Below are 26790 nucleotides of genomic sequence, written 5' to 3'. Positions count from 1 at the left end.
CCATTAATACTGACTCAATGAACCGAGTTTCATCGCCTTCTTTTCAAAGGCCCTGAAAATAAAGATTCCAAGGGAAATATATAGAAATGACGCAAGCCAGAGGTATACGTGTTCGACAAATTGGAATTCTAAAAAGCCTATTTTGTCCAATGCCATCATACGCATCATATAAGCGGCCTGAGACATGGGAATGAATTTCATTAGCACATTTTTGGGGTCCATCATGGTAAAAGCCAGAGAACCGAAGGTCACGATCTGAATAAACGATGAAACCCTCTTAAAAATCATAGCTATTCCACCTATAATCATCCCGACCCCGGTAGCGCTTATGACACCTACCAGAAGAAGATAAACAAGCGTGATAGGATCGAAACTTAGGCTTCTTCCGGTAGTAAAAGCGGCGAAATACATCAATGGCATGGTGGCAAGTAATACATTAAAGATAAAGTTGCTGATGATCCTTGATAGCATTTGAAATTCAAAGGGTATCGGAGACATAAAAACCTGTTCCAATGTACCTCGCTGTGCCTCTTCAATAATGCCCCAGCTAATCCCTTGAAAGGAAAAAATAAACGCGAGCCACATGAAATAGCCCACAATAATCCCATCAAGCGTCTCTCCAAATTGTGGCGCGTTACCCCCGACAGCTTTAACACCAAAAAATATGAGGTAGAAAAATAGAAGTATCGTCATTATACTTGTAATAGAGTCAAAATAATAGCGTTTAAACTCTATCAGGTTTTTCCAGAAATTTGCCAAAAAAGCTCTTAGCATTTCCTATCACCGCCTTAATATTTTTCATATCTATATTGAATATTATCATATTTGAATAAATAATGTCAATCTAAAAATCCGATTACCTAAAATAATCAAATTTTTTATTCAAAAAATCTTATTTCAGTTGTAGGGATTCTGCTATCAAGTACATAAAAAACAGCAGGAACTTCTATCCCTGCTGTTTTTCGTATTTGAAGCCATACGAAGTGGAGATGTTTAATTATTTACTGCTTAAACCAAAATCTGGCTATTGCATATTTTCGAAAATCTTTTTAATCACTTCTCTTACACTTTAAATTCTATTGATTTTGTATTCTTCGGAATCAACTTTGCTCTGGAATCTTTATCAAGATAAGAGAGCAAATCAAGCAGTAATCCTGCACCAGAAATTATGAAATCGATTTTTTCTTTGAAGTTTTCCAGTTCTCCCCATTACCATTCCAATGCCGGTTGTGCCTATATCGGCCATTCTTCTCTGGATGAGAGGTACTGCGGGTATCAACCCCCAAATGTTTAACTTAATAAAATTCAGCCCTTTTCTAATGAGTAATAATCCTACGCTTCTTTGAATCCAAGCATCAATGTCGCCGTGCATACTTTCTTGTTGTTTACCATAGCTACACAATCTGCAAAAATGACACCCCGGCGCTTCTGGAGAATTTTTACTTCGTAATGAAGCCTGTCTCCGGGTTTCACTTCACCCCTGAATCTGGCCTTTTCTATACCAAGAAAAAGCGGAACCCCTTTCTTTCCATTTAACAATAGAACCCCGGCAGCTTGTGCAAGCCCTTCTACTATGAGAACACCAGGATAAATGGGATAATCAGGGAAATGTCCCTGAAAAACAGGGTCTTCCGGGCGTATATCCCTGAATGCTTTTATGTTATCCTCCCCTTCTTCAATTACCCCATCTACAAGCAAAAAGGGAGGGCGATGTGGAATGATGCTTTTTACATATTCTGCCCCTTTCACTTTATCACCTCCAGTTTCTAACATGAAAACAGGTACCATCAATATGCACTATATCACAGTGCGGTTTTCATACTTGTACACTGAAAAACGTCCGGTTTTCGAACGGAAATTCTGGTGAAATCATATGGCACAATATTGCTAATTATGATAGCGGAAAGGAGGGGATTATTCTGAGAGTAATTGGTACAGGTTCATACTTACCGGAAAAAATAGTAAGAAATGCTGAACTGGAAAATAAATTAGGACTTGAAACAGGCTGGATTGAGAAGCGTACCGGTATAAAAGAACGCCGCTTCGCTGTCAATGAAACACCTCTGGACCTTGCGCTGAAAGCCTCTAAAGAAGCATTGAAAAATTACGATAAAAGCCCTCAAATTGTGGTAGCTCATTCTTCAACCATTGAGCAGGGATTCCCTTCAATGGCATCTATGGTATCAAAAGAGTTGGGGTTGAACCCTGTTCTCGCCTATGATGTCGTTTCTGGCTGCACGGGCTTTTTGCACACGCTTATATCAGCAATATCTGTTATGAAAAATTTGAAGCTTGACAGCATGCTTATCATAGCTTCCGAAGTCTTGAGCAGCCATATCGATTTTTCCGACAGAGATACTGCTATACTCTTTGGTGATGGTGCGGGAGCGCTGCTCATCAAAAGAATTCCGTCGGATAACGTTATTCTCGCATCAGATTTTGGAACTGATGTAAAAAAAGCTGAAGACCTCATCATAGACAATTTAACGGGAAACGTAATCAAAATGAACGGAAGAGAGATTTTCCGCTTTGCCGTAAGGACACTGGGAAAATCTATCTTGAAAGTTCTTCAAGAAGCGGATATTTCTATTGATGAACTTGATTATTTCATTCCCCACCAGTCAAATGCAAGAATTCTTGCTTCTGTAAATCGTGAAATGAAGATCCCCGAAGAGAAGATAATTTCATACATAGGCTCATATGGAAATACCGCTTCCGCTTCCATTCCAATAGCTATCGATAAAGCCGCTAAAGAAGGGAAGCTAAAAAATGGAGACAAAATACTGCTCTCAGGCTATGGAGCCGGATTGAGCTGGAGCTCTTTGTTAATTGAATGGCGAACCGGAGAGGAGGAAAAAAGTTGTATCCTGGAAAGCGTGTTTCAGGGTTACTCGGAATAAAATATCCCATTTTACAGGGGGGGATGGCATGGGTAGCCACTGCTGAACTTGCTTCGGCAGTATCTAATGCTGGAGGGCTTGGAATAATAGCAGCAGGAAATCTCACTCCCAATGACTTAAAAGCAGAAATCACCAAAGCAAAGGCATTTACAGACAAACCCTTTGGGGTTAATCTGATGCTCTTATCCCCTCATATAGAGGAACAGGTAAGAATTCTTTGTGAAGAGAGAATTCCCGTTGTAACAACGGGAGCAGGTAATCCCGGAAAATACATTAACAGATTCAAAGAAGCTGGAATAAAAGTAATCCCGGTTGTGGCTTCGCCGGGGCTTGCTAAAAGGGTGGAAAAGCTTGGTGCTGATGCTGTAATTGCCGAAGGAATGGAAGCAGGAGGGCATATCGGAAAACTTACCACAATGGTTCTTGTACCTCAAACGGTAGATGCCGTTTCTATTCCGGTAATTGCAGCAGGAGGTATTGCAGATGCTCGAGGTGCAGCTGCAGCTTTTTCTCTTGGAGCTGAGGGAATCCAAATAGGGACGCTCTTCGCCTGTTCACTGGAAAGCACCGCTCATGAAAATTTCAAGAAAAGGATACTCTCAGCAAGTTCCCTTGATGCGGTTGTTACGGGCGAGAGTACCGGGCATCCGGTAAGATCTTTGAGAAACTCACTCACAAAAAAACTACTGGAGCTTGAATCAAGAGAAGCGAGTTTTGAAGAATTCGAGAAGCTCGCAGTAGGCGGCTTAAAGCGTGCTGTCAAAGAAGGCGACACAAAAACAGGTTCAGTTATGGCTGGACAAGTCGCAGGTCTTGTTAAAGAAATAAAACCGGTAAAGGAAATCATAGAAGAAATCTTCAAAGGTGTTGATGAAATCTTTCAGAAATTCGCGGAAATGGGGGTTGAAAAATGAAGGCATGGATATTTCCGGGACAGGGTGCACAATATGTTGGCATGGGTAGAGACCTTTATGACCATCACTTCACTCGAGGGTTTATGAGCAGGGCTTGCGAATCTCTCGGTGTGGATTTGCTGAGCTTGATGATTGAAGGTCCAGAAGAGAAACTGACGCTTACTGAAAATGCACAGCCCGCCATTTTGCTCCATAGCATAACCACTGCAGAGTTATTGAGGTTGCATAGACAATATCCAGATTTAGTCGCCGGTTTTAGCCTTGGCGAATTCAGCGCGCTGGTGGTTGCCAGAGTACTCTCTTTTCATGATGCACTAAGACTTGTGAGATTAAGGGGAAAGGCTATGCAAGAAGCTGTGGCCCCGGGAGTGGGGAGTATGGCGGCAATTATTGGGCTTGAAGCTACACAGGTAGAGACCCTTTGCAGAGAAGTTTCTTCGGAGGGTGAAGTCGTTGTTGCTAATTACAATGCTCCGGGACAAGTTACCATCTCTGGTTTGAAAGAGAAGGTCCTTCTGGTACTTGAAAGAGCCAAAGCCATGGGTGCAAGACGAGCAGTAGAATTGAGGGTAAGTGCGCCTTTCCATACAAAATATATGGTAGCGGCAAGCGATAAGCTCAGAGAAGCATTGCGCGAAATCGAGGTGAAACCGCCAAAAATACCGGTGATTTCCAATGTCACCGGTGAACCTTTTCCAGATGATCCTGTGGAGATAAGAGAGCTCATCGCCAAACAGGCGTGCAGTCCCGTTCGTTGGGAGAGCTCTGTAAGAAAGATGGTTGACATGGGAGCAAGTTTCTTTCTCGAAGTTGGTCCCGGCAAAGTGCTCACTGGTTTGAACAGGAGGATAGATAAGCGCGTTGTTACAGATTACACAGATGGCAGGCTTGTTTTTAATAGCGTTACAACATGAAGGAGTGATGTAATGAAGGAACTCGCAGTAGTTACCGGTGGCTCAAGAGGTATTGGAAGAGCAATCGTCGAAAAATTAGCCAGAACAGGTAATAAAGTCGTTTTCACATACAGGCAAAACAAAAAAGCAGCTGAATCTTTGCTGGAAGATCTAGCGGGGCAGGATGTACACGCTTTCGCATGTGATATATCGAAGGAAGACTCGGTGAAAGAATTTGCCAGTCAGGTCATTTCAAATTTTGGCGTACCGACAATTCTTGTGAATAATGCAGGGATAGCAAGAGATGCGCTTCTTGTGCGCATGAGCACCGAAAATTGGAAGGAGGTGATAGAAACCAATCTCACAGGGAGCTTTTTTGTAACTCAGGCTTTTCTTAAGGATATGCTTAAAAACCGGAAAGGCAAAATACTGTTTGTTTCATCGCTTTCGGGACTTAGAGGGAACGCGGGTCAGGCAAATTACGCGGCTTCAAAGGCAGGGATTATAGGTTTTGCAAAATCACTTGCTCGCGAAGTTGCAAAGAGGGGCATCACCGTTAATACCATAGCCCCGGGATTGATAGAAACTGATATGACCGCATCTCTGCGCCCGGAATGGAAAGAAGAGCTTCTTGAAAATATTCCTCTTGGCCGCTTTGGAAAGCCTGAAGAAGTTGCAAAGCTCGCAGCTTTTTTGCTCAGCGATGATGCTTCATACATTACAGGACAGGTATTCATCATAGATGGTGGATTGAGTATTTAAAGACTTATACAGAAAAGGAGTGTGAAATTAATGGAAGAGAAAGTTATCAGCATTATTGCCGAACAGCTTGGTCTTGATCCCGATGAAATTAAACACGATTCTAACTTCACAGAAGATCTGGGAGCCGATTCCCTTGACCTCGTAGATCTTATAATGAAGCTCGAAGATGAATTCGATGTGAAGATAGAAGATGATGTAGCATCACAGCTTAAAACAGTGGGTGATGCTATTGAGTTTGTAAAAAAGTTGACATCGGAGGGATAAAATGCGCAGAGTCGTCGTAACGGGTCTCGGAGTTATCAGCTCCATCGGGAACAACCTCAATGATTTTTGGAATGCTCTTGAAAGGGGAAGCTCCGGTATTGATTGGATAAAGGCATTCAACACCGAGAAGTTCAGGGCAAAAGTTGCTGGCGAGGTAAAAAACTTCGATCCAACACAATACATGGATCGAAAAGAAGCTCGCCGGATGTCCCGCTTTGTCCAGCTTGCAATTGCAAGTGCAACTGAAGCGGTTAGCGACTCTGAAATCGAATTTGACAAAGAAGACCCCTGGAAAATCGGTGTTATATACGGTGTAGGTATGGGCGGAATGGAAATGCTCGAAAAGCAAAATCAGGTTCTCCTTGAAAGAGGTCCTGATAGGGTAAGCCCTTTCTTGATCCCTATGACCATTGCGAACATGGCTGCAGGTACTCTTTCAATACGTTTTGGATTAAAAGGCAGTTGTATTACTGTTGTATCAGCCTGTGCTTCGAGCACAAATGCAATTGGCGAGGCTTTCAGAGCGATTAAGTATGGAAAGCTTGATATTGCCCTTACGGGGGGCTCGGAAGCAACAATAACACCCCTGTCTATTGCTGGCTTCGATTCAATGAATGCACTATCAAGGCAATCACCCGATGTGGCTTCTCGCCCCTTTGACAAAAACAGGGATGGCTTTGTGATGGCCGAAGGATCTGCCACTCTTGTTCTTGAAGAGTATGAACATGCAAAAAAGCGCGGGGCAAAAATATATGCTGAAATTATCGGATATGGAGCAACAGACGACGCATCACACATCACAGCGCCAGATTCAGAAGGAACGGGTGCCATGATGGCCATGAAATTCGCCCTTGACGAAGCAGAAATTTCTCCCGATCTGGTAGATTATATCAACGCTCACGGCACTTCAACCCCTATGAACGATATTATGGAAACACGGGCAATCAAAGCTCTTTTTGGTGAAAGAAGGGATTTGAATATAAGTTCTACCAAATCCATGCATGGCCACGCTCTTGGTGCAGCTGGCGCAATTGAAGGTGTTGCGACAATTCTTGCTATCCAGAAAGGAATTGTGCCCCCCACCATAAACCTCGAAGAGCCCGATCCAGAATGTAATCTCAACTACACACCAAAGACTGCCGTGAAAAAAGAAATCAAATATGCCCTCAGTAACTCCTTTGGATTTGGTGGACATAACGCTTCGATTGTTTTTTCTAAATGCTGAACTTTAGCTTAAATAACAAAAGCCGAGATTTATTTCTCGGCTTTTTCACAAAAAGAACTGCTAACTACTTCTTTCATTTAAAAATAAAAATATTGCCTTTCTTTGGATCTATATTCTAAAAGTTGTATAATTGCGTATACAAGCACCATATGTCAGGCACATTTGAATGTTTATTTTATCAAATAATGTGTACTGGCATATTATTTCAAATATGGGGGTGTTTTAATGAAAGTACGTTTTGTTTTTGTTGTTTTTATTCTGCTGCTAAGCTTGACTATTTTTGCGGCTTCTCCTTCACTTATTACAGCAGCCAAGAAAGAAGGAAAAGTAGTTGTTTATTCAATTACAAGCAGAATCAAAAATGCCGCGGAAGCTTTTGAAAACAAATACGGCATAAAAGTTGAGGCTTATAACCTCAAAGGCTACGAGTTAATAGAAAAGGTTGCAAAAGAAGTAGGCGGGGGGATAGTTGGTGCAGATTTTGTCATTGCCCAGGATGGCGGAAGAATATTTGGTGAACTTATTGAACCGGGTTATCTGTATAACTATGTTCCCGAAGATATGATGTCGATAATTCCAGAAGAATATCAAAATCCGCTAAGATTGTCTATTATAACGAAGGTCTTCCTTTACAATTCAGAAACTTTCACTTATCCACCTGTGCTAAATGTTTGGGCTTTTACTGACCCAAAATATAAAGGGCGATTTTTCTTTAAAGATCCTTTTAAGGAAGGCGTAAATATGAACTTCCTCACCATGATAACAAAACCTGAAATCGCTGAAGAACTCGCAGCCGCTTATGAAAGATACTATGGAAAACCAATAGAACTTACTACAGAGAATGCAGGTTACGAATGGATAAAGGGAATACTTGAAAACGGTTTGGTCCTTATGAAGAGCGATACTACAATGGCAGAGTCAATAGGTGTAAAAGGTCAGGGAATTGATAAGATAGGTCTTTGCACTTACTCAAAGGTGAGATATAGAGAAACAAAGAACCTTGCTCTTTTACCGATTGCAGCGATGGATCCTTTTGCCGGATTCTATTACCCGAGTTATCTTATGATGGTTAGTAATGCAGCTCATCCGAATGCTGCCAAGTTATTTATTGAATTTCTTCTTACTGAAGAGGGCTTTGAGCCCTGGGCTGGCTCAGAGGGAACTTATTCCTCCAACCCAAACATAAGACCTCACCCTGGTGACTTTTCTTTTGAAATTTGGGAAAAACTGCTTGTTGGCGAGGACCCCGAATTCCTCTTCAATAATCGATTGGACGTAGAAGAATTCTGGAACGAATACGCATATTAATTTAAACATTAACGGGCTGCTCATTTATAAGCAGCCCGTTTCTTATGGGGAGGTAAGTTATGGCAAAGCTCTTGAATAGAATTGTAGCCTTCTTTCAAAAACCTGAGAATGTTATTCTTGTCATGCTACTTCTGGCTCTTGTATATCTGACAATTGTCCCGCTTTTTTCAATTGCCTTTGACACTTTTACAGTTCATTCCTCCGAAGTTCGTAGAATTAGAGGGTCAAGTGCAGGTGATTTTACTTTTTACCACTGGAACTATGTTTTTAACAGCAGATCAAGCAAGAATCTATTTTATAAACCTCTATTAAACACAACACTTGTTGCTCTTGCAGTGTGCGGCTTTTCGTTGCTTACCGGGGGTTTCTTTGCCTGGATGGTAACTAGAACCAATCTTAAATATAAGAAAGCAATTTCGACGCTCATGTTGTTTCCATACATAATGCCTTCCTGGACATTAGCCATGGCCTGGATTAACTTTTTTAAGAACAGTAGTATTGGTGGTGCTCCCGGCCTCTTCAGCGCTTTGACAGGAATTACAACGCCAGATTGGGTTGCTTATGGCTTTTTTCCAATAGTAATGACTTTGGGAATGCATTATGCTCCCTTTGCATTTATACTTATTGGTGGCATTTTGAGAAATATGGATGCAAATCTTGAAGAAGCAGCGGTGATTCTGAAGGCTTCACGAATGAGAATCATGAGGAAGATAACATTCCCGATTGTAATGCCAGCGGTTCTTTCAACCTTTTTGCTGGTTTTTTCGAGCTCAATGAGTGCTTTTGCAGTACCTGCATTCCTTGGAGGTCCTGTGAGGTTTCAAGTCCTTACAACACAATTGTTCAGGACATTGAACGGTGTTAATCCGGGAGCGGGTTATATCATCGCCTCTGTAATGATAATAATCGGTACTTTGATATTAACCATAAATCAAATTATTATAGGTAGAAGAAAAGGATTTACCACAGTTACAGGAAAAAGTTCTAACATTTCATTGGTGAACCTTGGAAAACTAAGAACTTTTATATCAGCATTAATGCTTTTAACACTGATAGGTATCTCCATAATTCCTCTAATGACTTTTGCTTTTCAATCTTTCCTGGTAGAACCCGGAAATTACAGTTTAAGCAATTTTTCCACGATATTCTGGGTTGGAGAGGGGCGGCCTGATATCGCTAGCGGAGAGCCCGGTATTTTAAAGAACAAGTATATTTACAAAGGTTTGGTAAACAGTTTTACCCTTTCTTTAACCGTTGCTTTTATAGCCGGTACGGTTGGGATGCTCGTTGGCTATGCAGTAGCGAAGAAGAGAGGCACAAAAGCTTCAAACATGCTTGATAGGCTGGCCTTCTTTCCCTATTTGATACCAAGCATGGCTTTTGGAGCCATATATCTTTCCATGTTTTCAGTTCGGAGAGGAATAATTCCAGCCTTATATGGAACTTTTGCAATTCTTGTTGTGGTGGGCTCAGTAAAATACCTACCTTTTGCTTCAAGAGCGGGGATCAATGCGATATTACAGCTTGGTAGGGAAATCGAAGAAGCAGCTATAATCTTTGGAGTGAAGTGGTGGAAGCGTATGCTGAGAATAATCATACCTATACAAAAGCCAACATTTATTTCTGGATACTCGCTTCCCTTTATTTCAAGTATGAGAGAACTTTCGCTCTACATACTCCTCGTAACTCCCTCAACAAGTTTGCTTACCACAATGCTATTTCAATATAACGAAAAAGGCTGGGATCAGTATGCAAACGCGATAGTGCTCTTAATAATTTCTATTGTGCTCATATTCAATTTGCTCATAAACAAAATCACAGGCTCTAGCATAGATAAAGGAATAGGAGGTTGAAGCGGAATGCCTGAAATTGTTCTCAAGCATATTACAAAACGTTTTGGCAAAGTATACGCTGTAAAAGACTTTGACCTGGTTGTAGAAGACCGCGATTTTGTAACACTCCTTGGGCCATCAGGGTGTGGAAAAACGACAACCCTACGAATGATCTCAGGGCTCGAAACTCCAACAGATGGCGAGATAGAAATAGATGGGAAAGTGGTTTTTTCTAGTGAAAAACAAATTAATCTCTCCCCGGATAAAAGGGATGTTGGTTTGCTTTTTCAAAATTATGCTCTTTGGCCTCATATGACAGTTTATCAGAATATTGCATTTGGACTAGAAAATTTGAAATGGAAAAAACCTGATATAAAGAAGAGGGTTTACGAAATGGCTGAGCTTGTTAAAATAACCGACCTTCTTGAAAGATATCCAGCAGAGCTATCTGGCGGGCAACAGCAAAGAGTTGCAATTGCCAGAACATTGGCACCAAATCCGCGAGTTCTTTTGATGGATGAACCTCTGTCAAATCTTGATGCTAAACTAAGAATGGAAATGAGATCAGAATTAAAAAGGCTTCACAAAGAAATCGAGGCAACCTTTGTATATGTTACCCATGATCAGTACGAAGCCATGACCCTTGCTACAAAAATATGCCTTATGAAAGAAGGTGTTCTACAACAATACGCTCCACCCCTTGAAATCTATGATAACCCCAAAAATATATTTGTTGGAGATTTTATCGGTAATCCCTCTATGAACTTCATCGAATCCAGAGTTGTTGATGTTAATGGCAAGGGTTATGTATTGAAAGGTGAGAATTTAGAATTCAATTTTACCCCCAAAAACAATCTTGACAACCTCTCGATCGGACAGGAAGTAATTGTTGGTATTAGACCTGAAGATATAAAAATATCTGCAGATTCTGCAAATAGATGTGTCGTATATTCCACATTGCCCTCAGGTATGGAAACAATTATTAAGGCCAACTTAAAAGGTATACCCCTTACAATAGTCACCTTTGGAAGAGTTGATTTTGAAATTGATGAAGAAATAGGGGTGGATTTTGATTCATACAATTACAACGTATTTAGCAAAAGCAGCGGTGAAAAGCTCGCCATCGGCGGTTTGAATCTATTGGGCTAAAATCTATTACAAAAGCCACCCTGTTTCAGGGTGGCTTTGATATTATCATTTCTTGTTAATTTCGTCAGTACCCGGGCCATATGAAACATAGCTTACCGGAAGTTCCACTTCATCTTCGATAAACTTTATATAATCATCAAAATTCTTGTCTTTAACCGAATTCCAGCCCTTCATCGTCCGATAAATGGGCTTTGCCTTAAACAATTCCTGCGAAGTAAAAGGTGTTCTCTTTTCCTTTCCATCGATTTCATATGCAACACAGACTTTTATCTCGTCCAGCCCGCTTAACACATCGCCTTTGGTTATTATAAGATGAGTGAAAGCAGATCTCACCTTAGCGTACCTGATAGCTGGCAAGTCAAGCCAGCCAACTCTTCTTGGGCGTCCTGTAGTAGCACCAAATTCAGATCCTCGTTCCCTGATAATGTCCGCAATATGAGCATGTTCTTCTGTAGGAAAAACACCGCTCCCGACTCTGGTAGTATAAGCTTTGATTACGCCGAAAACTCCATCGAGTTCAGCAGTTGAAAACCCAGAAGAAATAACACCATGTGCCGTACAGGTTGAAGAGGTTACAAAGGGGTAAGTGCCAAAATCCAGATCCAGCATAACACCCTGTGCGCCTTCAAAAAGAAGGGTGCTTTCCCTGAAATCTTCCATCAGTTCTATGGAACCCGCTATATTAACTCCCAGCCTTAAAAGCCTGTCCCTTAACTTAATTAGATACTCAAATATCTCTTTGTAATCCATGCTGAATTTATCGCCAAACAGAGCCCTTTTTAAGGCATAAAGTTCTTTGAGCCTTTCAAGTAAAGTGCTTTCATCTTGCAGCATGTAAATTTTCAAACCTTCTCGCGAAACTTTGTCCGTATATGCAGGACCGATGCCTTTGCCTGTTGTGCCAATTGGCTTCTCGCGCATGCCTTCCAGCAGCATATCCTGTTCTTTGTGCCATGGTAAGGTCATAACGGCTTCTGGGTCAACATAGAAACGCTCTCCTATGCCCGGAAAATCCACTTCCATCTTTTCAATCTCTTTCGCCATTTCTTCCAGATCGATAACCATTCCGCTGCTTAGAAAACCTCTGGAATCTGAATAGGGGTCAATGGACGGCAATAGGTGATTGACATATTTCTTTCCCTTTATATAAATAGTGTGACCCGCATTCGCACCTCCAGAAAAGCGTATAACCCATCTGTAGTTCCGGGCAAAGTAATTCACTATCTTTCCCTTACCCTCATCTCCCCATTGGGCACCTATCACAGCAATGCGCTTCATTCTACTCTCTCCTTTCAACCCTTTCAAAGGCCAAATCTCCGGTATATTTTTTCCACGTTCCGTAAATAATATGATGGATTGAAAAGTTCTGAGATCTCTTGTGTTTTCAAATATTCGGAAATTGTGGGGTCCTTCAAAACTACCTTTTTGAAATCTATTCCTTCATACCATGTCCTGTCCGACAATTTTTGGATTAATTTATACGCTTTCTCGCGGCTCATGCCTTTTTCAACCAATGCAAGCATTACGCGCTGTGAAAATACAAGATTTTTTGAATGCGAGAAGTTTTCAAGCATTCTTTCCTGATTGACTGTCAAGTTTTTTACCAGATAACTCGCCTTTTTTAGCATATAATACGCAAGCATCGTTGCATCCGGAAAAACTATTCTCTCAGTCGAAGAATGCGATATGTCCCTTTCATGCCATAGAGGAATGTTTTCATATTCCACCTGCGCATAACTTCTCAACAATCTCGCCATTCCGCTGAGCCTTTCTGAAAGAATGGGATTCTTCTTGTGAGGCATAGCAGAAGATCCTCTTTGCTTTTCTTTAAATGGCTCCTGAACTTCAAGCACTTCCGTTTTTTGAAGATGTCTGATTTCTACAGCAAGGCGTTCAATTCCAGAACCAATAAGTGCGAGCACAGATAAAAATTCTGCGTGTATATCTCTTGGAATAACCTGTGTGGAGAGTTTCGTTGGTTTCAACCCTAATCTCTCAAGAGCTATTTTCTCAATTTCTGGTGAAATATTGGCGTAATTTCCAACAGCTCCGCTTAGTTTACCAACCGCCAATCTGTCAAGGCAGCTATAGAGTCTATCACGATTTCGTTCGGCTTCAGCGAGAAAAGAAAGCATTTTTAGACCAAAGGATGTGGGTTCTGCATGGACTCCGTGAGTCCTACCCATAATGATGGTTTTCCTGTGTTCTTTAGCCTTATTTTTCAAAGCATCAGAAAATTCATCCAGCGCTTCCAAAATAAATTTCCCGGTTTCAACGAGAGCAAGCGAAAGCGCTGTATCCACCACATCAGAGGACGTAAGACCTTTATGAAAAAATCTGGCTTCATCCCCGAGATTTTCTGTAACTGCTTTGATAAAAGCTATCACGTCATGATCAACTTCGGCCTCTATCTCATGGATGCGCAGAACATCTATATGAGCTTTTGCCTTTATTTTTTCAGCCGTGCCTTTTGGAGCTGTTCCTTCTCTTTCAAAAGCTTCTATCACTGCAAGTTCAACTTGCAACCAGCGTTCATATTTTCGCTTTTCTTCCCAGATCTCTTTCAGAGGGGAAAGAGCATATCTTCCTATCATTTCGCACCTCCAAAAAATATAACCCTGCTTTGGCAATCTATACCGCAGGGTTTATAACATATTTACCGTCAACATTGAAAGTATAACACGACAACCCGGATAGATTTTTCTCAATCTTTTACTAAACTTCGTATTCAAGAAATAATACAGGCATACTATATATTGGTGTTGGTTTTTGTTCACTGGAAATTTAGGCAAGGAGGTGGGGATGCCCGCAGGGGCAGCAATTATGAAAATAGGTGTTGTGGGATTTGGGGCAGCAGCGATAGGGTTTATAAATGAACTAAAAGACAGTGACCACGAAATACATATTCTTGAGCGTTCAAAGGATATTTATAGTTCGAGCATTAGCGGGATACGTTCAGACGGAAAAATCTTTGTTTCAAGCACTATGGGCGGTGATATGGAACTGCCTCTGCATATTCAGCATGAAGTAGTCCGCTTCTACATAGATAAACTCAATCCGGAAGATAGGAAAAGCGTGAAAACGGGCATATCCTTTGATAGTAAGTCTATTTACTTCGAAGATTTCTATTCAGAAGGTTTTGAGCCTGTAAACTCAAAGTTCTGGCATATAGGAACAGATAAACTCGGTTCTATACTTAAAAAAGTGTATGAGGACTTCTCAGCAAAGCCAAATATTCATTTCCACTTCAATAAGCGGGTCGAAGACATAGAGATTTTTGAAGACAAAATAGTTGCTCTGGGAAAGGACTTCGAAGCTGAATTCGATTATCTGGTAATAGCTGTCGGCAGAAGTGGGCACGGCCTGATAAAGAAAATCACCGAAAAGCATCCCGAATTGGTGGCGGCAAACAACACAGTGGATATAGGTGTGCGTTATGAATTGCCCGATCACGCTGTCGAGGCCATAAACAACGAGATGTACGAATTCAAGGTGAAACTGATTACAAAGACGGGATACACAGTCAGGACATTCTGCAATAATCCCTCCGGAAAAGTCGTACTGGAAAACTACGATGACTTCGTTACCGTTAACGGGCATTCCAATTCAGAGGGAAGTTCAGAAAACACCAATTTTGCGATACTCTGCACCACAAGATTTACACAACCTTTTAATGACCCCTTTGGATATGGATCTTACATAAGCAGACTGAGCAATATTCTTGCTGGTGGAAAAAAGGTAATCCTTCAAACCTATGATGATTTTCTAAATACAAAACGTACAAAAAGATTAGGGCGCGTAAAACCCACGTTGCCCGAAAGCGATTTTATCCTTGGTGATATAAACCTGGTGCTTCCCAGAAGAATAACGGTTTCACTCACAGAATTCATTGAAAAGCTTGGAAAGGTTGTACCCGGAGTGGTTTATCCCGACAACCTCATGTATGCTGTGGAAGTTAAGTTCTATTCAAACAAAATTGACAACAACAGGTATAAAAACCTCAAATTCATAGGAGATTGTTCAGGGCACACAAGATCTATAACCTACGCCACCGGCCATGGAAAATTGCTTGGAAGGAACTTGCTCTGAAAATGACGGTTGAAAAATAACTGTTGGTGGAGCGACAATTGATGAAGCGACAGCTGATAATGCGACGCTTGCGGAGGCTGACAAATGATAGTACGACAGTTGGTGGTACGACAATTGATGGAGCGACGCTTGCGGAGGCTGACAAATGGTAATACGACAGTTGGTGGTACGACAATTGATGGTACGATGCTCGCGAAGGCTGACAAATAATAGTACGACTGCTGATGAGGCGACAGCTGATGGAGCGACGATTGCAAGGCAATCAAAAAGCCGAGTAACGCCATTCGAGTAACGAGTAGTTCCTAAACATATCTTTAAGATTTTTCTCACAACCAGGTACTTATTTTCTTGGTTCTCGGTCACATTTTCTCGATTCTCGTGACTCGTAACTCGGTTCTTCTCCGCCGCAGGCACAGAGCCATTCCGAAGGAATGCAGAGCCGTTACAAAGTCACGCACAGCCTGAGTGAAACCCAGCACAGGTTTTCATTGCTTCACTCGCAACTCGAATTACGTCACTCGGCTCCCTAATTATAGTTCCAAGCGATTTACAAACAATTCTCAGCGTTTACGACCACAATGATGCCAGAAAAAAACGCCCCAAAAGGGACGTTTTTCATTTATGGTATCAGAATTAAAACCTGTAATGTATACGCGAAATCAAGTCTTCCTTTATCTTTTCCAACCTCTTGAAAGTTTCCTTGTAAAAAACTATCTTTTCTTTATCACGCATAGAAATTCACCTCCTGTTGGCAAAACACTTTGTTGATACTGGAATTTCATTTGTTAAGCATTTCCGGTGAATCCTTTCATGTTTTCTGGTTGGAATTGCTTGTATATTAAATACGATTGCATATCCGATAAAATTACTCTAATATATTATAGCACTTTACTCAATAGAAAATCTATGAGTAGACCTCGCAGTTGATTTAGTGTTTGTAATTATTCCATTGCATATGTGTGCATGTAAACAATAACGAAAGAAAGCGCCAAATCGGCTATTGAAAAGCGATTTGACTCTAAAATCAGCAAGATAAATCTTTGGAGATTCTAAATTATAACTGCAATTCTTTTCTCACTTCTTCAGGTTGGCGATTTTCAAGTGTGGCGATTCTCTTATAGATAGGTGGATGAGTGCTGAAAAGCGAAGCAAAGGCTGAAGATTTTTCGTTTACCTTTCTCTTCAAAGGGTCGGCAATGAAAAGATGTGCTGTCGCCGTATTGGCCGTGGGCAGCTTTTTTGAAATTAGTGCGATTTTTCTCAATGCACTTGCCAGTCCTGCAGGATTTCTTGTCAATTCAACCGCGCGAGCATCTGCAAAATATTCCCTCGTGCGGGAAACAGCAAAAAGCGAGAGCTTTCCCAAAAATGAGAAGAGGGTCGCAAGCCCTGCAACAGTTGCAAGAAATACGAGAATCGCCATACCTGTGTTGTCCTTTTTGCTTTTTCTTCTGCCCCGCGCAAAACCGCCAAATCTCAGATAATTTATCAGCGTCCTTGCAGCAAAAATCTGGATGATCACCACAGCGCCTATAAGGGCTGATATCATTGTCATAATCAGAATATCCCGGTTTACTATATGGCTCAATTCATGACCGATAACTCCCGAAGTCTCTTCCCTATCAAGTGTTTTGAGCAATCCGGTAGTTACACAAACCACCGCATCCTCCCTCTTAAAACCGGTAGCGAAAGCGTTTATAACTTCGTCATTGTCGATAACATATAGCTCAGGCGGTTTAGAGAGGCCAGCAGATATGGTGAGCTCATCCAATATGTTTTTCAGCTGCTTCTCTTCAAAGTTTTTCGGATTATACGGCCTTGCTTTTAAAGAACGCAAAACCATCTTTTTTCCAGAATAGATGGATACCAAAAACTGGATAGTTGCTACCGAAAGGAATACAGCTGTAAATATCGGCAACATGCCAAAGGCAAAATCTATTATCAGGCCAAAAGCAGCCATCATTATATAGAAAAGTGTAACTAATAGAGCGGTTTTCCGAATGTTTTTGCGTTCTTCGGCATAAAAATCCACGCTAAAAGCCATAAAATTTCCCCTTAGATGTTGAGATCAACCTGCGGGACTTCCTTTTCAGCTTTATCCTCTATTTCGAAAAGCGGGAAAGCTTCGAATTTGCTGGAATACATACCTGCTACAATATTGTCGGGAAATACCTCGATTTTTGTGTTAAACCTTGTTGCGGTATCATTATAGAACTGGCGGGCGTATGAAATTTTATTTTCTGTTGTGGTAAGCTCCTCCATAAGCTGCTTTACGTTCTCATTGGCTTTCAACTCTGGATAGTTTTCCACCACAGCGAGTAGACGCCCAAGAAATCCTCCAAGTTCTCTCTCAGCTTGTATTTTATCGCCAACGCCTTGCGCAGATATTGCCTTTGCTCGCGCTTCCATGACCTTCTCAAGAGTTTCGCGCTCAAACTTCATATATCCCTTAACAGCGTTCACCAAATTGGGGATCAGGTCGTGCCTTCTTTTAAGCTGCACATCGATTTGAGCCCAGGCGTTTTGTACACGCTTTTTCAATCTAATCAGGCTGTTGTAAACCCCTATAAACCAGAAAACGAGAACAAGAACTATTACAAGAATAACTGCTCCTATTAACATTTAACCACCTCCATACTGTCCGATTATTTCTAACTTATTTGAGGCCCCTGCAAATCTTCTTCGAGATATTCAAAAGTTTCTTCTTCAAAAAGGAATAAGTTATTTTCTTCGGCTGCTTTTTGATACAGCTTCAAGAATTCAAGCGGCTTTCCTACTGTCTTTACCAGTGCTTCCCTTCCAAAAGCTTTTTCAATTTCGAAAGCCATCCTGCATCCAGCTGGAACTATGAAAGAGTTTAAAAGCCACGCCTTTTCCTTTAAACTTTCCAGATTCCCTTTGTACTCACCGCGATGATATCCCAGATACAATTCCTGCAAAATATCAAGGTACCCGCTGAATTCATCTTCGATTTTATCTCTGAATTCCTTCAACTTGTTCATCGTTGGTAGGTTCCTTGCATCTGAAACGCAGTTTGCTATGCCTTCGGCTTCTAAAAACACGAACTTCTCAACGATCAAATCATTTATTGAATCAGGATTAAAATCGAATTCCTTTGCTATACTCCCTCTACCAATATGGTGCGCAAGATGAGAGCACAGGGAAATGAGGCCTTCTTTTCCCACTTCCAGCGCAAATAGCGGGTCACAGTAAGCACTTCTGGGAGTAATCCTTGCGTTTCGCGGCATCGGTGTAAAAAAAAGCTCAAAGCTTTCAAAAGAGGCATTTTCAGGCAGATATTCCCTTGCCCTCTCAATGACTTCATTCCAGATGGTCTCTTCTTCAGGTAGAATTTCTGCTGCAAAGCTAAGGATCTCCCTCTCTTTTTCTTTCAGGCTTTCAATATAAGAAACCAATTCTGAAGCATCTTTTGACAAACCCTCTCTCGAAAAATTCTCTTCAAAAATCGCTTTCAGAACTTTTTCTCTTTCTCCTTCATTCACCTGAAACTCATTGAACATATCATCAATTGTTGAGCCCTCGATAGTTTCGAATTTATCTTCAAAACTCATGCCTCTTGATTTAATCAATTCCGTAAGCACAAAAACAGGTTCGAAATGTATCCAGCCCATAAAAATCCCCCCATTTCATTTCGCTTGATTATACCACTTCGCTTTCGCAGTTTATCACATTCTCAATTTGTTAGCGCTATTTCTCGAAAAACTTCAAGGAGTTATTTCTATAGTTGACAGCAAAAAAACAAGATGATAAACTATGTTCAAATAATGAACAATGTTCACATATATAAAAAAGGGGATGGATTTCTGTGAAAACGCTGATTATTTACACAAGCAAAACAGGGACAACTGAAAAATGCGCTAAAAAGCTGGCCGAAAATCTCAAATCCGAAACTCAACTGATGAGCTTAAAGAATGCAGCAAAAGAGGATATTAAAGGTTATGATGCTGTCATTATCGGAAGTTATATTCATGCAAGCCATGTACCGGGAAAATTGAAGCGATTCATTAAAAAGCACCCTGAGCTTTTACAAAAGAAGCTTGGTTTGTTTCTTTGTATGGCTGATGTGGAAGAAAAATTTGATGAATACCTCACTCTGAATTTCCCCGGGGAATTTTTAAACCATTGCAGTGTAAAAGGATATTTTGGCGGGGAATTCAATTTTGAAAAGATGAATTTAGTCACAAGAAAGATTATTCAGAAAATGGCTGAAGGCAAGGAAATGCCTTCATTGAAGGAAGAGAACATCGTTAAATTTGCTAAGGAATTTGAGGAGGAGTGATTTGACGGATAAAGAAAAAAGAGCCAAAAAGCGACGGGAATATTTTATAAGAGCCGCACGAAGAATAATAGAAAAAGACGGCGTAGAAGGGTTGAACGTCAGAAGGATTGCAGAAGAAGCTGGATACGCCCCGGCGACCATTTACAACTACTTTGGCAATCTCAATGGTTTGTTAAGCGCAGTGATTGATAGCTACGCAGTTGATATAATGCAGTGGCTTAATGATAAGCTATCAGTGGATTTACCACCAGCAAAGAAGCTGAAGACATCGTATCTGGAATTTGCCCGGTTTTTTCTTGAAAGTCCCGACCTGTTCAAGATAATATTCATGAATGAAAATCTCAGCGCCGTAGAAGATGAAGCCATGCTTCCCAATTTTGTGGAAATGTATCAGCTGAGAATGAGCCTTTTTCATACACTTGTAAATGAGCACAGCTATTCAAAAGATGAAGCGCTAAGACTTGAAGGAATAATTACTTCAATGCTTTTTGGAATGCTTTATGCTCGAAGCTTTGGCATTTCCCGGCTTGAGCCGGAAAAGTTTCTTCAGGAATTAAAATCAAATATAGAATATCTGATACCGGAATCGAGGGATTTATAATGAAAAAAACAGTAAAACGCGTTCTTATTGTCGTTGTTGCAGCTGTTGTGCTATTCGGCTGTTTCGTTACTATCAAACTTTCTGCTGAATACGCTCAAATGAAGAAAGAGCTGAAAACTATTGTGCTTTCGGATATTGATTATTCCAATCTCGAAGATGGAAACTACTTTGGAAATTACAAGCTCGGACTTGTCAGTGCGAAGGTTCGTGTGAAAATTGACGATGGGAAGATAAGTGATATTGAGATAATCGAGCACATAACTGGAAAAGGCAAAAAAGCTGAAGGAATAATCGACGCCGTTATTGAAGAACAAAGTGTCAAGGTCGATATAATAAGCGGTGCAACATACAGCAGTAAAACTATACTCAAAGCAATTGAAAATGCTGTGCGCAATGGGGAACAGAACATGTGATTTGGTTTTTTGATAAATTTTCTGTATAATGAATTGTAAAAGACTTTCACGGGAGGTGATGCTGAATGAGCAGAAGAATAATGAGAAACATAAACAATTGCATATGCATCATTCAGCACAGCGTAGCCTTCCCGATCTTGTTTGCCTTTTAGCATCTAACAATAATTTGAATTTCTGAAAAGCCACGCTGTGCTAAAGCTGTGGCTTTTTTATTTATTTTTATTTAAGTAAAACAAAACCAAAGACCACGGCTTAGGCCGTGTTTTTTTATGGAGGTAGAAAACATTGAAAGGAATAGTTATCAACGTTCAAAAAGGGTTATACAGAGTAAGAAGTACTGATACAAAGGAAGAGATGGACTGCACTCTTAGAGGTAAGCTCTTCAATCAAAGCCGTACAACAAAAACTCTGGTTGTGGTAGGCGATTATGTGGAATTTCTACCCGTTGTTGGCGGAAGGGGAGTAATAACCTCAATAGAGGAACGAAAAAGCAAGCTGGTGAGAAAAGGAGCCGGGAAAAGGGGAGTGCATCTTGAACAGATAATAGCCGCAAATATCGATCAGGCAATACTTGTCTTTGCTGTCAGAGAACCGAAATACAACAAAAACCTTATAGAACGCTATATTGTCTCAGCTAAACATGGAGGGATTGAACCAATACTTTGCTTCAACAAAATAGATCTCGTAAATAGCCTTGAAATCCTTGAAGACATTGAGGAATACCAGCATGTCGGCTATAAAACGTTGCTGACCAGCACGGTTACAAAAGAGGGCATTGAAAAGTTGAAATCACTCTTAAAAGGCAAGACCTCAGTATTTGCAGGGAGTTCCGGTGTTGGAAAATCCTCACTCGTCAACGCAGTTTTTGAAGAAGAAAAAGCAAGAACCAATTCTGTAAGCAGCAGCCATTACAAAGGCAGGCACACGACAACTTCTTCGCAGGTTTATGAACTGCCCTTTGGTGGAAGGATAATAGATGTTCCCGGAATGAGAGAATTTGGAGTAATTGACAACGGTTCAGGTATTGACGGAGCGTTTCAGGACATAATAGAACTTTCAGAAAAATGCAGGTTCAGAGATTGTAAACATATAAATGAACCCGGTTGTGCGGTGAAAGAAGCAGTCGAATCAGGCATTCTGGAAGAGCGGCGATATAAAAACTACATAAAGCTCAGGGGTAGATAATTACAGCTTTATCACTGCAAAAATTCCTGATATTGAAAGGGCGCTGTAAATCAATAGAAAGCCCAAAACGACATTTACGACTTTCCCATAGCTGGAAAAAAAGCGCTGAAAAAGCACACCAAAAATGGCCCAGCTCGAGATAGCAAGAAAAGCAACAAAAGACATAAATAGCGAAAACAGAATCAATGCAACAGCAGAAGTGTAATAGGGCACAATAAAATTTGCCATAACCGTTATACCAAAGAGAATTCCCTTGGGATTTGCAAATTGCAAAACAAATCCTACAAAATAATTATTAAGGTTGGTTCGGGCATCTTTGGCTTTCTTCTGGGGTATCATAACACTTATACCAAGATAGCCGATGTACAATGCCCCAAAAATTTTCACATATGGCTGAATACCCGGCATTGCTTTTTCGAGTGCTATATTGAATATTCCGCTGATAATCAATAGCGCAAAAAAGCCAGAAGCGACTCCCAATAGAAATTTCAGAGTCTTTTTGTATCCGAAGCGGTTACCATTAGCCATTGACATGATGTTATTCGGCCCCGGAGTAAAGCTCATAGTAAACACATAAGCCAAAAAAGGAAACAATTGAAACACGGTCATCCCACCTCAAAATGTATTAGCTTATATTACCACAAAGCGAGGATTTTCTGAAATATGAAGTGAAAAAACGACAATTGATGAAGCGACAGCTGATAATGCGACGCTTGCGGAGGCTAACAAATGGTAATACGACAGTTGGTGGTACGACAATTGATGGGACGACAATTGATGGGGCGACGCTTGCGAAGGCTGACAAATGGTAATACGACTGCTGGTGAGGCGACAGTTGATGGAACGACGATTGCAAAGAAATCAAAAAGCCGAGTAACGCCACGAGTAATGAGTAGTACCTAAACATATCTTTAAGATTTTTCTCACAACCCGGTACTTAATTTCTTGGTCTCTCGTAACTCGTGACTCGTAACTCGGTTCTTCTCCGCCGCACGCGAACAGCCATTCCGAAGGAATGCAGAGCCGTGACAAAGTCACGCATGGCCTGAGCTTTATCTCAGCATAGCTGTTTTCATTCTTTCTCCCGGTTCTCAGATCGCTTTCCATGCACTGTCGGAGCTGTCCGGAATTTGACGGTCCCGTCGGCCTTGTCGGAGTTGCTGTTTCAGAATTTCCACAGTACAACCGAGCCATTTTCGTGGGTGGAGATCAAGAGCCCCTCTTCTGGCGAAATTTCAAGAGAGTTAAGGTTCGGAAGGGGACAATTTAAAGCATTTAAGAGTTCTCCTGCTTCCATATCCCATAGTTTCAAACTGTCTCCGTTATCCCTATCCTTTGTCCCTGCAAAGCCAATTCCCTCAGGAGATACCCTTAAAGCTGTCACAGTTTGTGATTCTGGAATAGAGCTTTGAAGCTTCAAATCATCCATTGAATAAGCCTTGATGTTATTTCTTTCACCGCTTCCCGCCACATATAGCAATCCTTTGGCGTGATCTATCGTTATCTCCCGGGCTTTGAAATCATAGGGGAGTTCGAGAAAGTCGGGTCTTACTGAATCAGGATTGTGGATATTCCATTTGTTTACAGATTCAGCGGCAGAGAAAAAAGTTGTTGAATTCCAAAAGGCCAGATTGATACCGAGCCCAAAAGTCTGCTGGTGAAAGGTGTTCACATATTCCAGATTGGGAAATTTGAAAACCTTGATCGTCCCATTGTCTATGCCTGCAATTATTATCTTTGAATCAGGAGAAATCTCTATTGAAGAAACCTCAGCTACAACAGCAGGCATAGGCGTTTCTACACCAACATTCCTGAAATTTTTTCTATAAACGGGTTGCATTTCGGGCAAAGAATAAACAATTATCTCCGTATTCGAACCAGCTGTAAGAAATTCCCCACTTGAATCCAGAGCAATTGCTGTGACAATTTCCGGTTCTCCCTTTTTTGAAATAAATTCAACGCTCCTTAATAGATTTCCTTCATAATCCCACATTTTTATAGTGTGGTCATAAGAACAGGTGAAAAAGACTTTTTTCTTGCTATCCACAGCAACCCCTTCAACAGAGCTCCTGTGGGCTTTGATTCTCTTTATCACGGGTTCTTTTCTGTAATCCAAGGCGTGCACCTCCCAAAATTTGGGAATTAGTTAAAGCGAATTATTTTTTATCAGGTGGTTTCAATTCCTGTTTTAGAAGCCATTCCAGAGAATCTTCAAAATCTTCTTCGTCAAGGCCCCAGCTATCTTCAACAGCTTTCATGAATTCTTTGTCGCGCAAATCAACAGCCTGTATGTATTTTGCAATGAGCTCCCTGCGCTTTTTGGGCATTCTTCTGATGCTTTTCAAAATACTCAAGGAAAACTCATCTTCCTTTTCTATGAGATCTCCAAGCCTTAAAAGAGCATCTTCCAGCTTGTAGTTTATATCGTCCATCAGAAAAGCAAGGTCTTTTCTCAATGCTTCCAGTTGTGTTTTCTTCTTTGACATAGGCACCTCCCGGGTTATCTTGTAAAGATTTTATCATTTCATGCAGAACGAGCTTTGAATTTGAAAGATACTGCACGTGTAACATTCGTTACTGAAAACAGGTATGCTTTGAGATAAGATGATAAATATAATTAAATGTAGGGAGGGTCAGAAAATGAAAAAGGTTAACATGAAAGAACTGCCGGTAATTTTTCAAAAAGAAGGGATAAAAGCAAAAAGGATATACGACAGGGAAGCAGCACAGGCAAATATCATCACCATTGAACCGGGATACACATTGCCACTACATACTGTCCCTGTGGATATATTCATGTTCGTCCTTGAGGGAAAGGGCAGATTCACCATAGGTGATGAGTGCTTTGAACTTACGAAACACGAACTCATCGAAGGGCCAAAAGACGTTCCTCACGGTATAGAAAACACAGGCAATGACCCCCTGAAAGTTTTGGTAGTAAAAACACCGAGGGGGTGAAGAGAAATGTCTATTCAGCTGATACTATTTTTCCGGTAAGACATTCCCAGTAGTCAACTATGCTGGAGTAAAACTTTTCGGCTGTTTTTGAATTTAGATGAATTTCGCAGGGCAGTGATTTGAAAAGCATGAAAGTTATTTCTTTTTTGAAATCGTTAAAGGCTGAATAGACGAGGTATTCGTCCTCCAAATAATCATCTTTCAAGCATTTCTCAAGCAAAAAAGTTGCTGTAAGAAGAACCCATGGAACAGTGCTAAAAAGGAGCGGTTTGGGCAAGACTCTGGCAAAATCCGAAGAAATACTGAAACTCCTTCCCCTTCCTGTTCTTTTTTCTATTAACAACCCTGCCTCTGAAAGCTTGTTAAGCTCTATAAGGACAGCTTTTTGGTTCAGAAACCTTTCTTTTGCGATTTGATTTGAATTTGAACTTCCCCTGGTTAGTAAGTGAAAAACAACCTCTGCTTTTGTTGAACATCCAAAAAGGAACCTTAATCTTGGCAAGAGATTTTCGGGTAGCAGTATATCAAGTTTGCTTACAAATTTTGGTTTTCCTGGAATCTGCATTTTGGATTCTACATGATCAAAAATCCTGCATTTATTGGGAAACATCTTTGAGAGCCTTTTCAAGCGTGTCGCATTTAAGTGCTGTCTATTTACCGCAATCCATTCTTCTATGATTTTTCCAAATCGCTTTTCATGATTTGCAAAATACATCGAAAAAAGAACAGAGGCCTCTGGGTCAGAATAAAATTTAAACTTCTCTCCTGGTTCAATCCAGGCTCCCAGATTCTTCCATTGATCCCATAATATAGATATCGATGTTTCAATCAAATGGTTCTTAAATTCTTTCGACAACATCATCATAGCCCAGCCTTTTTAACAAGCTTTTTAGGACTTTTCGGTATCCTTCAGACACATCATGAGTCATGCTCCAACGAGCAGCTATTTCTATCTCCTCGCTTGTCGGTTTCAATTTGAGAAGATCATCCACATGGTACCCTCCTCTATCTACTGATGCATATAGCTTAAAATGTATCTGATCAAATCTTGAAATGTAATATACCGTCAGATTATTCCCATAATTCTTTTTTGTAAGTCGATCCTCTAACCCTTTAGGTAAGCCAAGGTCAACCAGTGAAGTTGGCCCGGGATTCATCCAGTTATGTGGAATATTAAAGTCTCTCGCGACTTTTGCTAACGCTTCTTCAAGCCAATCAGGGAAATCTGCCTTAATTATTCTAAAAATTCCGCCACTTCTATCGACAACTCCTAAAATGTCTATATCTTTTGTAACCCTTCTTATGAGTCCCATAACAGAAAGTGCTGATCCGCCACAGATAACAATCTCTAATCTTTTGTTGTTTTTTTGAGCTGTAAATCCAGTGCTTTCAAAACTTTCTCAATGTCTAAATAATTCATTCCTCACCCCATATATTAGTTTTCTATATACTAATTTATAGTTTATCATATACTAATTCATAAGTTTAATAAAGTCGAAAGACGTTCCCCACGGTATAGAAAACACAGGTAATGACCCTTTAAAAATGCTGGTAGTAAAAGTGCTGAGATTGAATTCTATCAAAATGCAAATTAATACCCTGTCCAATCACGGCAGATTTGTTCTGCCTGCGCAAGCACAAGTTATTTTTAAACACTTTTGGCAAGATATTGAGTTTCGTTTTAAGTATATCAGCTCTGAATTCATTCAGAAAAGCATGTATTCATGGTCGCTGTCATTATTTTCTTAGTATAGGGTGTCTCGAAAATCAGTAACAACCAATAATATCAGCCACCTTTCTGTGAGGACGGCTGTTCAAGACATTGAAAATAACACAGAGGTTGTATGCCAATATGGCCAAACCCAATACCGCATCATAATTCCTGTTTTTCACATACCAGATGTATTCCAGAGTGAAATACTCTTGTAGAATGTTAATAGTTCTTTCTATCTCCCAACGGTTTTTATACTTCTCGGCATAGCTTTGCCTCAATTGAA

The 26790-nt window shown here is 40.6% G+C and carries 29 protein-coding genes and 1 pseudogene; 17 read left to right on the top strand and 13 right to left on the bottom strand.

Features of this window, described 5'->3' with window-relative positions; all coding sequences use genetic code 11:
• Positions 1-3 precede the first annotated feature (3 nt).
• Together AT15_RS07825 and fabZ are read right to left on the bottom strand one after the other, a co-directional pair.
• Positions 4-774 carry an ABC transporter permease gene (locus AT15_RS07825; protein ID WP_068348109.1) on the bottom strand — a complete coding sequence of 257 codons (771 nt, stop codon included), beginning with the start codon at positions 772-774 and terminating at the stop codon, positions 4-6.
• Positions 775-1332: 558 nt separating this feature from the next.
• On the bottom strand, positions 1333-1773 hold the full coding sequence (fabZ, locus tag AT15_RS07820) for a 3-hydroxyacyl-ACP dehydratase FabZ (RefSeq protein WP_068348108.1): 441 nt from the start codon (positions 1771-1773) through the stop codon (positions 1333-1335).
• A gap of 17 nt (positions 1774-1790) precedes the next feature.
• On the opposite strand from fabZ, the gene AT15_RS07815 reads away from it, so the two are divergent.
• The 9 genes from AT15_RS07815 to AT15_RS07775 all read left to right on the top strand — a co-directional run bounded on the left by AT15_RS07815 (position 1791) and on the right by AT15_RS07775 (position 11247).
• A complete protein-coding gene (locus tag AT15_RS07815) occupies positions 1791-2900 on the top strand; it encodes a 3-oxoacyl-ACP synthase III family protein (RefSeq protein WP_084251631.1) in 1110 nt (369 codons plus the stop codon).
• Between the two features lie 23 nt (positions 2901-2923).
• Positions 2924-3814 (top strand): enoyl-[acyl-carrier-protein] reductase FabK, encoded by an 891-nt coding sequence (gene fabK / locus AT15_RS07810; protein ID WP_407656278.1) that lies wholly within the window; start codon positions 2924-2926, stop codon positions 3812-3814.
• On the top strand, positions 3811-4728 hold the full coding sequence (gene fabD / locus AT15_RS07805) for an ACP S-malonyltransferase (protein ID WP_068348104.1): 918 nt from the start codon (positions 3811-3813) through the stop codon (positions 4726-4728). The genes fabK and fabD overlap by 4 nt, the downstream gene beginning before the upstream one ends.
• A 12-nt stretch (positions 4729-4740) precedes the next feature.
• A complete protein-coding gene (gene fabG, locus AT15_RS07800) occupies positions 4741-5469 on the top strand; it encodes a 3-oxoacyl-[acyl-carrier-protein] reductase (RefSeq protein ID WP_068348103.1) in 729 nt (242 codons plus the stop codon).
• Between the two features lie 30 nt (positions 5470-5499).
• Positions 5500-5733, top strand: coding sequence for an acyl carrier protein (acpP, locus tag AT15_RS07795; protein WP_068348101.1), 234 nt, complete (start codon positions 5500-5502; stop codon positions 5731-5733).
• A 1-nt stretch (position 5734) separates the two neighbouring features.
• Positions 5735-6958, top strand: coding sequence for a beta-ketoacyl-ACP synthase II (gene fabF, locus AT15_RS07790; RefSeq protein ID WP_068348099.1), 1224 nt, complete (start codon positions 5735-5737; stop codon positions 6956-6958).
• A gap of 225 nt (positions 6959-7183) precedes the next feature.
• A complete protein-coding gene (locus AT15_RS07785; RefSeq protein ID WP_068348097.1) occupies positions 7184-8266 on the top strand; it encodes an ABC transporter substrate-binding protein in 1083 nt (360 codons plus the stop codon).
• A gap of 59 nt (positions 8267-8325) precedes the next feature.
• The gene (locus AT15_RS07780) at positions 8326-10119 is read left to right on the top strand and encodes an ABC transporter permease (protein ID WP_068348095.1); all 1794 of its coding nucleotides are present in this window, start codon (positions 8326-8328) and stop codon (positions 10117-10119) included.
• A gap of 6 nt (positions 10120-10125) precedes the next feature.
• Positions 10126-11247: an ABC transporter ATP-binding protein gene (locus AT15_RS07775; protein WP_068348093.1), complete on the top strand. Its 1122-nt coding sequence runs from the start codon at positions 10126-10128 to the stop codon at positions 11245-11247.
• 45 nt (positions 11248-11292) lie between these two features.
• Here the strand turns inward: AT15_RS07775 and AT15_RS07770 are convergent, their stop codons facing one another.
• Together AT15_RS07770 and purB are read right to left on the bottom strand one after the other, a co-directional pair.
• Entirely contained in the window at positions 11293-12525 is a 1233-nt protein-coding gene (locus tag AT15_RS07770) for an adenylosuccinate synthase (RefSeq protein WP_068348199.1), read from the bottom strand.
• 23 nt (positions 12526-12548) lie between these two features.
• The gene (purB, locus tag AT15_RS07765) at positions 12549-13841 is read right to left on the bottom strand and encodes an adenylosuccinate lyase (RefSeq protein ID WP_068348091.1); all 1293 of its coding nucleotides are present in this window, start codon (positions 13839-13841) and stop codon (positions 12549-12551) included.
• A gap of 208 nt (positions 13842-14049) precedes the next feature.
• Between purB and AT15_RS07760 the strand changes: the two genes are divergently transcribed.
• Together AT15_RS07760 and AT15_RS10290 are read left to right on the top strand one after the other, a co-directional pair.
• Complete coding sequence (locus AT15_RS07760; RefSeq protein ID WP_235598536.1) at positions 14050-15336, top strand: NAD(P)/FAD-dependent oxidoreductase; 1287 nt, start codon at positions 14050-14052, stop codon at positions 15334-15336.
• Between the two features lie 145 nt (positions 15337-15481).
• Positions 15482-15628: a hypothetical protein gene (locus AT15_RS10290; RefSeq protein ID WP_161484665.1), complete on the top strand. Its 147-nt coding sequence runs from the start codon at positions 15482-15484 to the stop codon at positions 15626-15628.
• A gap of 762 nt (positions 15629-16390) precedes the next feature.
• On the opposite strand, the gene AT15_RS07755 is transcribed toward AT15_RS10290, so the two are convergent.
• The 3 genes from AT15_RS07755 to AT15_RS07745 are packed head-to-tail and all read right to left on the bottom strand — an operon-like array spanning position 16391 to position 18968.
• Positions 16391-17380 (bottom strand): M48 family metallopeptidase, encoded by a 990-nt coding sequence (locus AT15_RS07755; protein ID WP_068348088.1) that lies wholly within the window; start codon positions 17378-17380, stop codon positions 16391-16393.
• A gap of 11 nt (positions 17381-17391) precedes the next feature.
• The gene (locus AT15_RS07750) at positions 17392-17958 is read right to left on the bottom strand and encodes a LemA family protein (RefSeq protein WP_068348087.1); all 567 of its coding nucleotides are present in this window, start codon (positions 17956-17958) and stop codon (positions 17392-17394) included.
• Positions 17959-17987: 29 nt separating this feature from the next.
• Positions 17988-18968 carry a DUF5700 domain-containing putative Zn-dependent protease gene (locus AT15_RS07745; RefSeq protein WP_068348086.1) on the bottom strand — a complete coding sequence of 327 codons (981 nt, stop codon included), beginning with the start codon at positions 18966-18968 and terminating at the stop codon, positions 17988-17990.
• A 194-nt stretch (positions 18969-19162) separates the two neighbouring features.
• Here AT15_RS07745 and AT15_RS07740 point away from each other — a divergent pair, with 194 nt between their 5' ends.
• The 4 genes from AT15_RS07740 to rsgA all read left to right on the top strand — a co-directional run bounded on the left by AT15_RS07740 (position 19163) and on the right by rsgA (position 21835).
• The gene (locus AT15_RS07740; RefSeq protein ID WP_068348085.1) at positions 19163-19636 is read left to right on the top strand and encodes a flavodoxin domain-containing protein; all 474 of its coding nucleotides are present in this window, start codon (positions 19163-19165) and stop codon (positions 19634-19636) included.
• Position 19637: 1 nt separating this feature from the next.
• Positions 19638-20237: a TetR/AcrR family transcriptional regulator gene (locus tag AT15_RS07735; RefSeq protein WP_068348084.1), complete on the top strand. Its 600-nt coding sequence runs from the start codon at positions 19638-19640 to the stop codon at positions 20235-20237.
• Complete coding sequence (locus tag AT15_RS07730) at positions 20237-20650, top strand: FMN-binding protein (RefSeq protein WP_068348083.1); 414 nt, start codon at positions 20237-20239, stop codon at positions 20648-20650. Before AT15_RS07735 ends, AT15_RS07730 begins: the two co-directional genes overlap by 1 nt.
• A 285-nt stretch (positions 20651-20935) precedes the next feature.
• On the top strand, positions 20936-21835 hold the full coding sequence (gene rsgA / locus AT15_RS07725; RefSeq protein ID WP_068348081.1) for a ribosome small subunit-dependent GTPase A: 900 nt from the start codon (positions 20936-20938) through the stop codon (positions 21833-21835).
• Here rsgA and AT15_RS07720 read toward each other — a convergent pair whose 3' ends face one another.
• Positions 21836-22438 (bottom strand): LysE family translocator, encoded by a 603-nt coding sequence (locus AT15_RS07720; protein WP_201029948.1) that lies wholly within the window; start codon positions 22436-22438, stop codon positions 21836-21838.
• Positions 22439-22564: 126 nt separating this feature from the next.
• On the opposite strand from AT15_RS07720, the gene AT15_RS10285 reads away from it, so the two are divergent.
• Positions 22565-22738 (top strand): hypothetical protein, encoded by a 174-nt coding sequence (locus AT15_RS10285; protein ID WP_161484664.1) that lies wholly within the window; start codon positions 22565-22567, stop codon positions 22736-22738.
• A gap of 262 nt (positions 22739-23000) precedes the next feature.
• Here AT15_RS10285 and AT15_RS07715 read toward each other — a convergent pair whose 3' ends face one another.
• Complete coding sequence (locus AT15_RS07715) at positions 23001-23951, bottom strand: WD40 repeat domain-containing protein (protein WP_068348076.1); 951 nt, start codon at positions 23949-23951, stop codon at positions 23001-23003.
• Between the two features lie 40 nt (positions 23952-23991).
• Positions 23992-24321, bottom strand: a complete 330-nt coding sequence (locus AT15_RS07710) for a hypothetical protein (protein WP_068348074.1) — start codon at positions 24319-24321, stop codon at positions 23992-23994.
• A 154-nt stretch (positions 24322-24475) separates the two neighbouring features.
• Here AT15_RS07710 and AT15_RS07705 point away from each other — a divergent pair, with 154 nt between their 5' ends.
• On the top strand, positions 24476-24793 hold the full coding sequence (locus AT15_RS07705; RefSeq protein WP_068348072.1) for a cupin domain-containing protein: 318 nt from the start codon (positions 24476-24478) through the stop codon (positions 24791-24793).
• Positions 24794-24803: 10 nt separating this feature from the next.
• Here the strand turns inward: AT15_RS07705 and AT15_RS07700 are convergent, their stop codons facing one another.
• The 3 genes and pseudogenes from AT15_RS07700 to AT15_RS10430 all read right to left on the bottom strand — a co-directional run.
• Positions 24804-25652 (bottom strand): hypothetical protein, encoded by an 849-nt coding sequence (locus AT15_RS07700; RefSeq protein ID WP_068348070.1) that lies wholly within the window; start codon positions 25650-25652, stop codon positions 24804-24806.
• On the bottom strand, positions 25633-26106 hold the full coding sequence (locus AT15_RS07695) for a hypothetical protein (protein ID WP_235598535.1): 474 nt from the start codon (positions 26104-26106) through the stop codon (positions 25633-25635). Before AT15_RS07695 ends, AT15_RS07700 begins: the two co-directional genes overlap by 20 nt.
• Positions 26107-26560: 454 nt before the next feature.
• Positions 26561-26790, bottom strand: a pseudogene (locus AT15_RS10430) (transposase); the annotation flags it as partial.

It is taken from the genome of Kosmotoga arenicorallina S304, from assembly GCF_001636545.1.
Classification (GTDB): Bacteria; Thermotogota; Thermotogae; order Petrotogales; family Kosmotogaceae; genus Kosmotoga_B; species Kosmotoga_B arenicorallina.
Note: the sequence above shows the minus strand (reverse complement) of the source record. Positions and strands in the feature narration are given on the sequence as shown.

Bases quoted from the DNA above. Each gene is read 5' to 3' on its own strand.
- fabZ (WP_068348108.1), bottom strand. From the start codon at position 1,773: ATGTTAGAAACTGGAGGTGATAAAGTGAAAGGGGCAGAATATGTAAAA.
- AT15_RS07745 (WP_068348086.1), bottom strand. From the start codon at position 18,968: ATGGGCTGGATACATTTCGAACCTGTTTTTGTGCTTACGGAATTGATT.
- fabG (WP_068348103.1), top strand. From the start codon at position 4,741: ATGAAGGAACTCGCAGTAGTTACCGGTGGCTCAAGAGGTATTGGAAGA.
- AT15_RS07750 (WP_068348087.1), bottom strand. From the start codon at position 17,958: ATGTTAATAGGAGCAGTTATTCTTGTAATAGTTCTTGTTCTCGTTTTC.
- AT15_RS07775 (WP_068348093.1), top strand. From the start codon at position 10,126: ATGCCTGAAATTGTTCTCAAGCATATTACAAAACGTTTTGGCAAAGTA.
- AT15_RS07700 (WP_068348070.1), bottom strand. From the start codon at position 25,652: ATGTTGTCGAAAGAATTTAAGAACCATTTGATTGAAACATCGATATCT.
- AT15_RS07785 (WP_068348097.1), top strand. From the start codon at position 7,184: ATGAAAGTACGTTTTGTTTTTGTTGTTTTTATTCTGCTGCTAAGCTTG.
- AT15_RS07730 (WP_068348083.1), top strand. From the start codon at position 20,237: ATGAAAAAAACAGTAAAACGCGTTCTTATTGTCGTTGTTGCAGCTGTT.
- AT15_RS07780 (WP_068348095.1), top strand. From the start codon at position 8,326: ATGGCAAAGCTCTTGAATAGAATTGTAGCCTTCTTTCAAAAACCTGAG.
- fabF (WP_068348099.1), top strand. From the start codon at position 5,735: ATGCGCAGAGTCGTCGTAACGGGTCTCGGAGTTATCAGCTCCATCGGG.
- AT15_RS07710 (WP_068348074.1), bottom strand. From the start codon at position 24,321: ATGTCAAAGAAGAAAACACAACTGGAAGCATTGAGAAAAGACCTTGCT.
- purB (WP_068348091.1), bottom strand. From the start codon at position 13,841: ATGATAGGAAGATATGCTCTTTCCCCTCTGAAAGAGATCTGGGAAGAA.
- AT15_RS07770 (WP_068348199.1), bottom strand. From the start codon at position 12,525: ATGAAGCGCATTGCTGTGATAGGTGCCCAATGGGGAGATGAGGGTAAG.
- AT15_RS07760 (WP_235598536.1), top strand. From the start codon at position 14,050: ATGCCCGCAGGGGCAGCAATTATGAAAATAGGTGTTGTGGGATTTGGG.
- AT15_RS10285 (WP_161484664.1), top strand. From the start codon at position 22,565: ATGGTAATACGACAGTTGGTGGTACGACAATTGATGGGACGACAATTG.
- AT15_RS07705 (WP_068348072.1), top strand. From the start codon at position 24,476: ATGAAAAAGGTTAACATGAAAGAACTGCCGGTAATTTTTCAAAAAGAA.
- AT15_RS10290 (WP_161484665.1), top strand. From the start codon at position 15,482: ATGGTAATACGACAGTTGGTGGTACGACAATTGATGGTACGATGCTCG.
- AT15_RS07825 (WP_068348109.1), bottom strand. From the start codon at position 774: ATGCTAAGAGCTTTTTTGGCAAATTTCTGGAAAAACCTGATAGAGTTT.
- acpP (WP_068348101.1), top strand. From the start codon at position 5,500: ATGGAAGAGAAAGTTATCAGCATTATTGCCGAACAGCTTGGTCTTGAT.
- AT15_RS07755 (WP_068348088.1), bottom strand. From the start codon at position 17,380: ATGGCTTTTAGCGTGGATTTTTATGCCGAAGAACGCAAAAACATTCGG.
- fabK (WP_407656278.1), top strand. From the start codon at position 2,924: ATGGCATGGGTAGCCACTGCTGAACTTGCTTCGGCAGTATCTAATGCT.
- AT15_RS07695 (WP_235598535.1), bottom strand. From the start codon at position 26,106: ATGGGACTCATAAGAAGGGTTACAAAAGATATAGACATTTTAGGAGTT.
- fabD (WP_068348104.1), top strand. From the start codon at position 3,811: ATGAAGGCATGGATATTTCCGGGACAGGGTGCACAATATGTTGGCATG.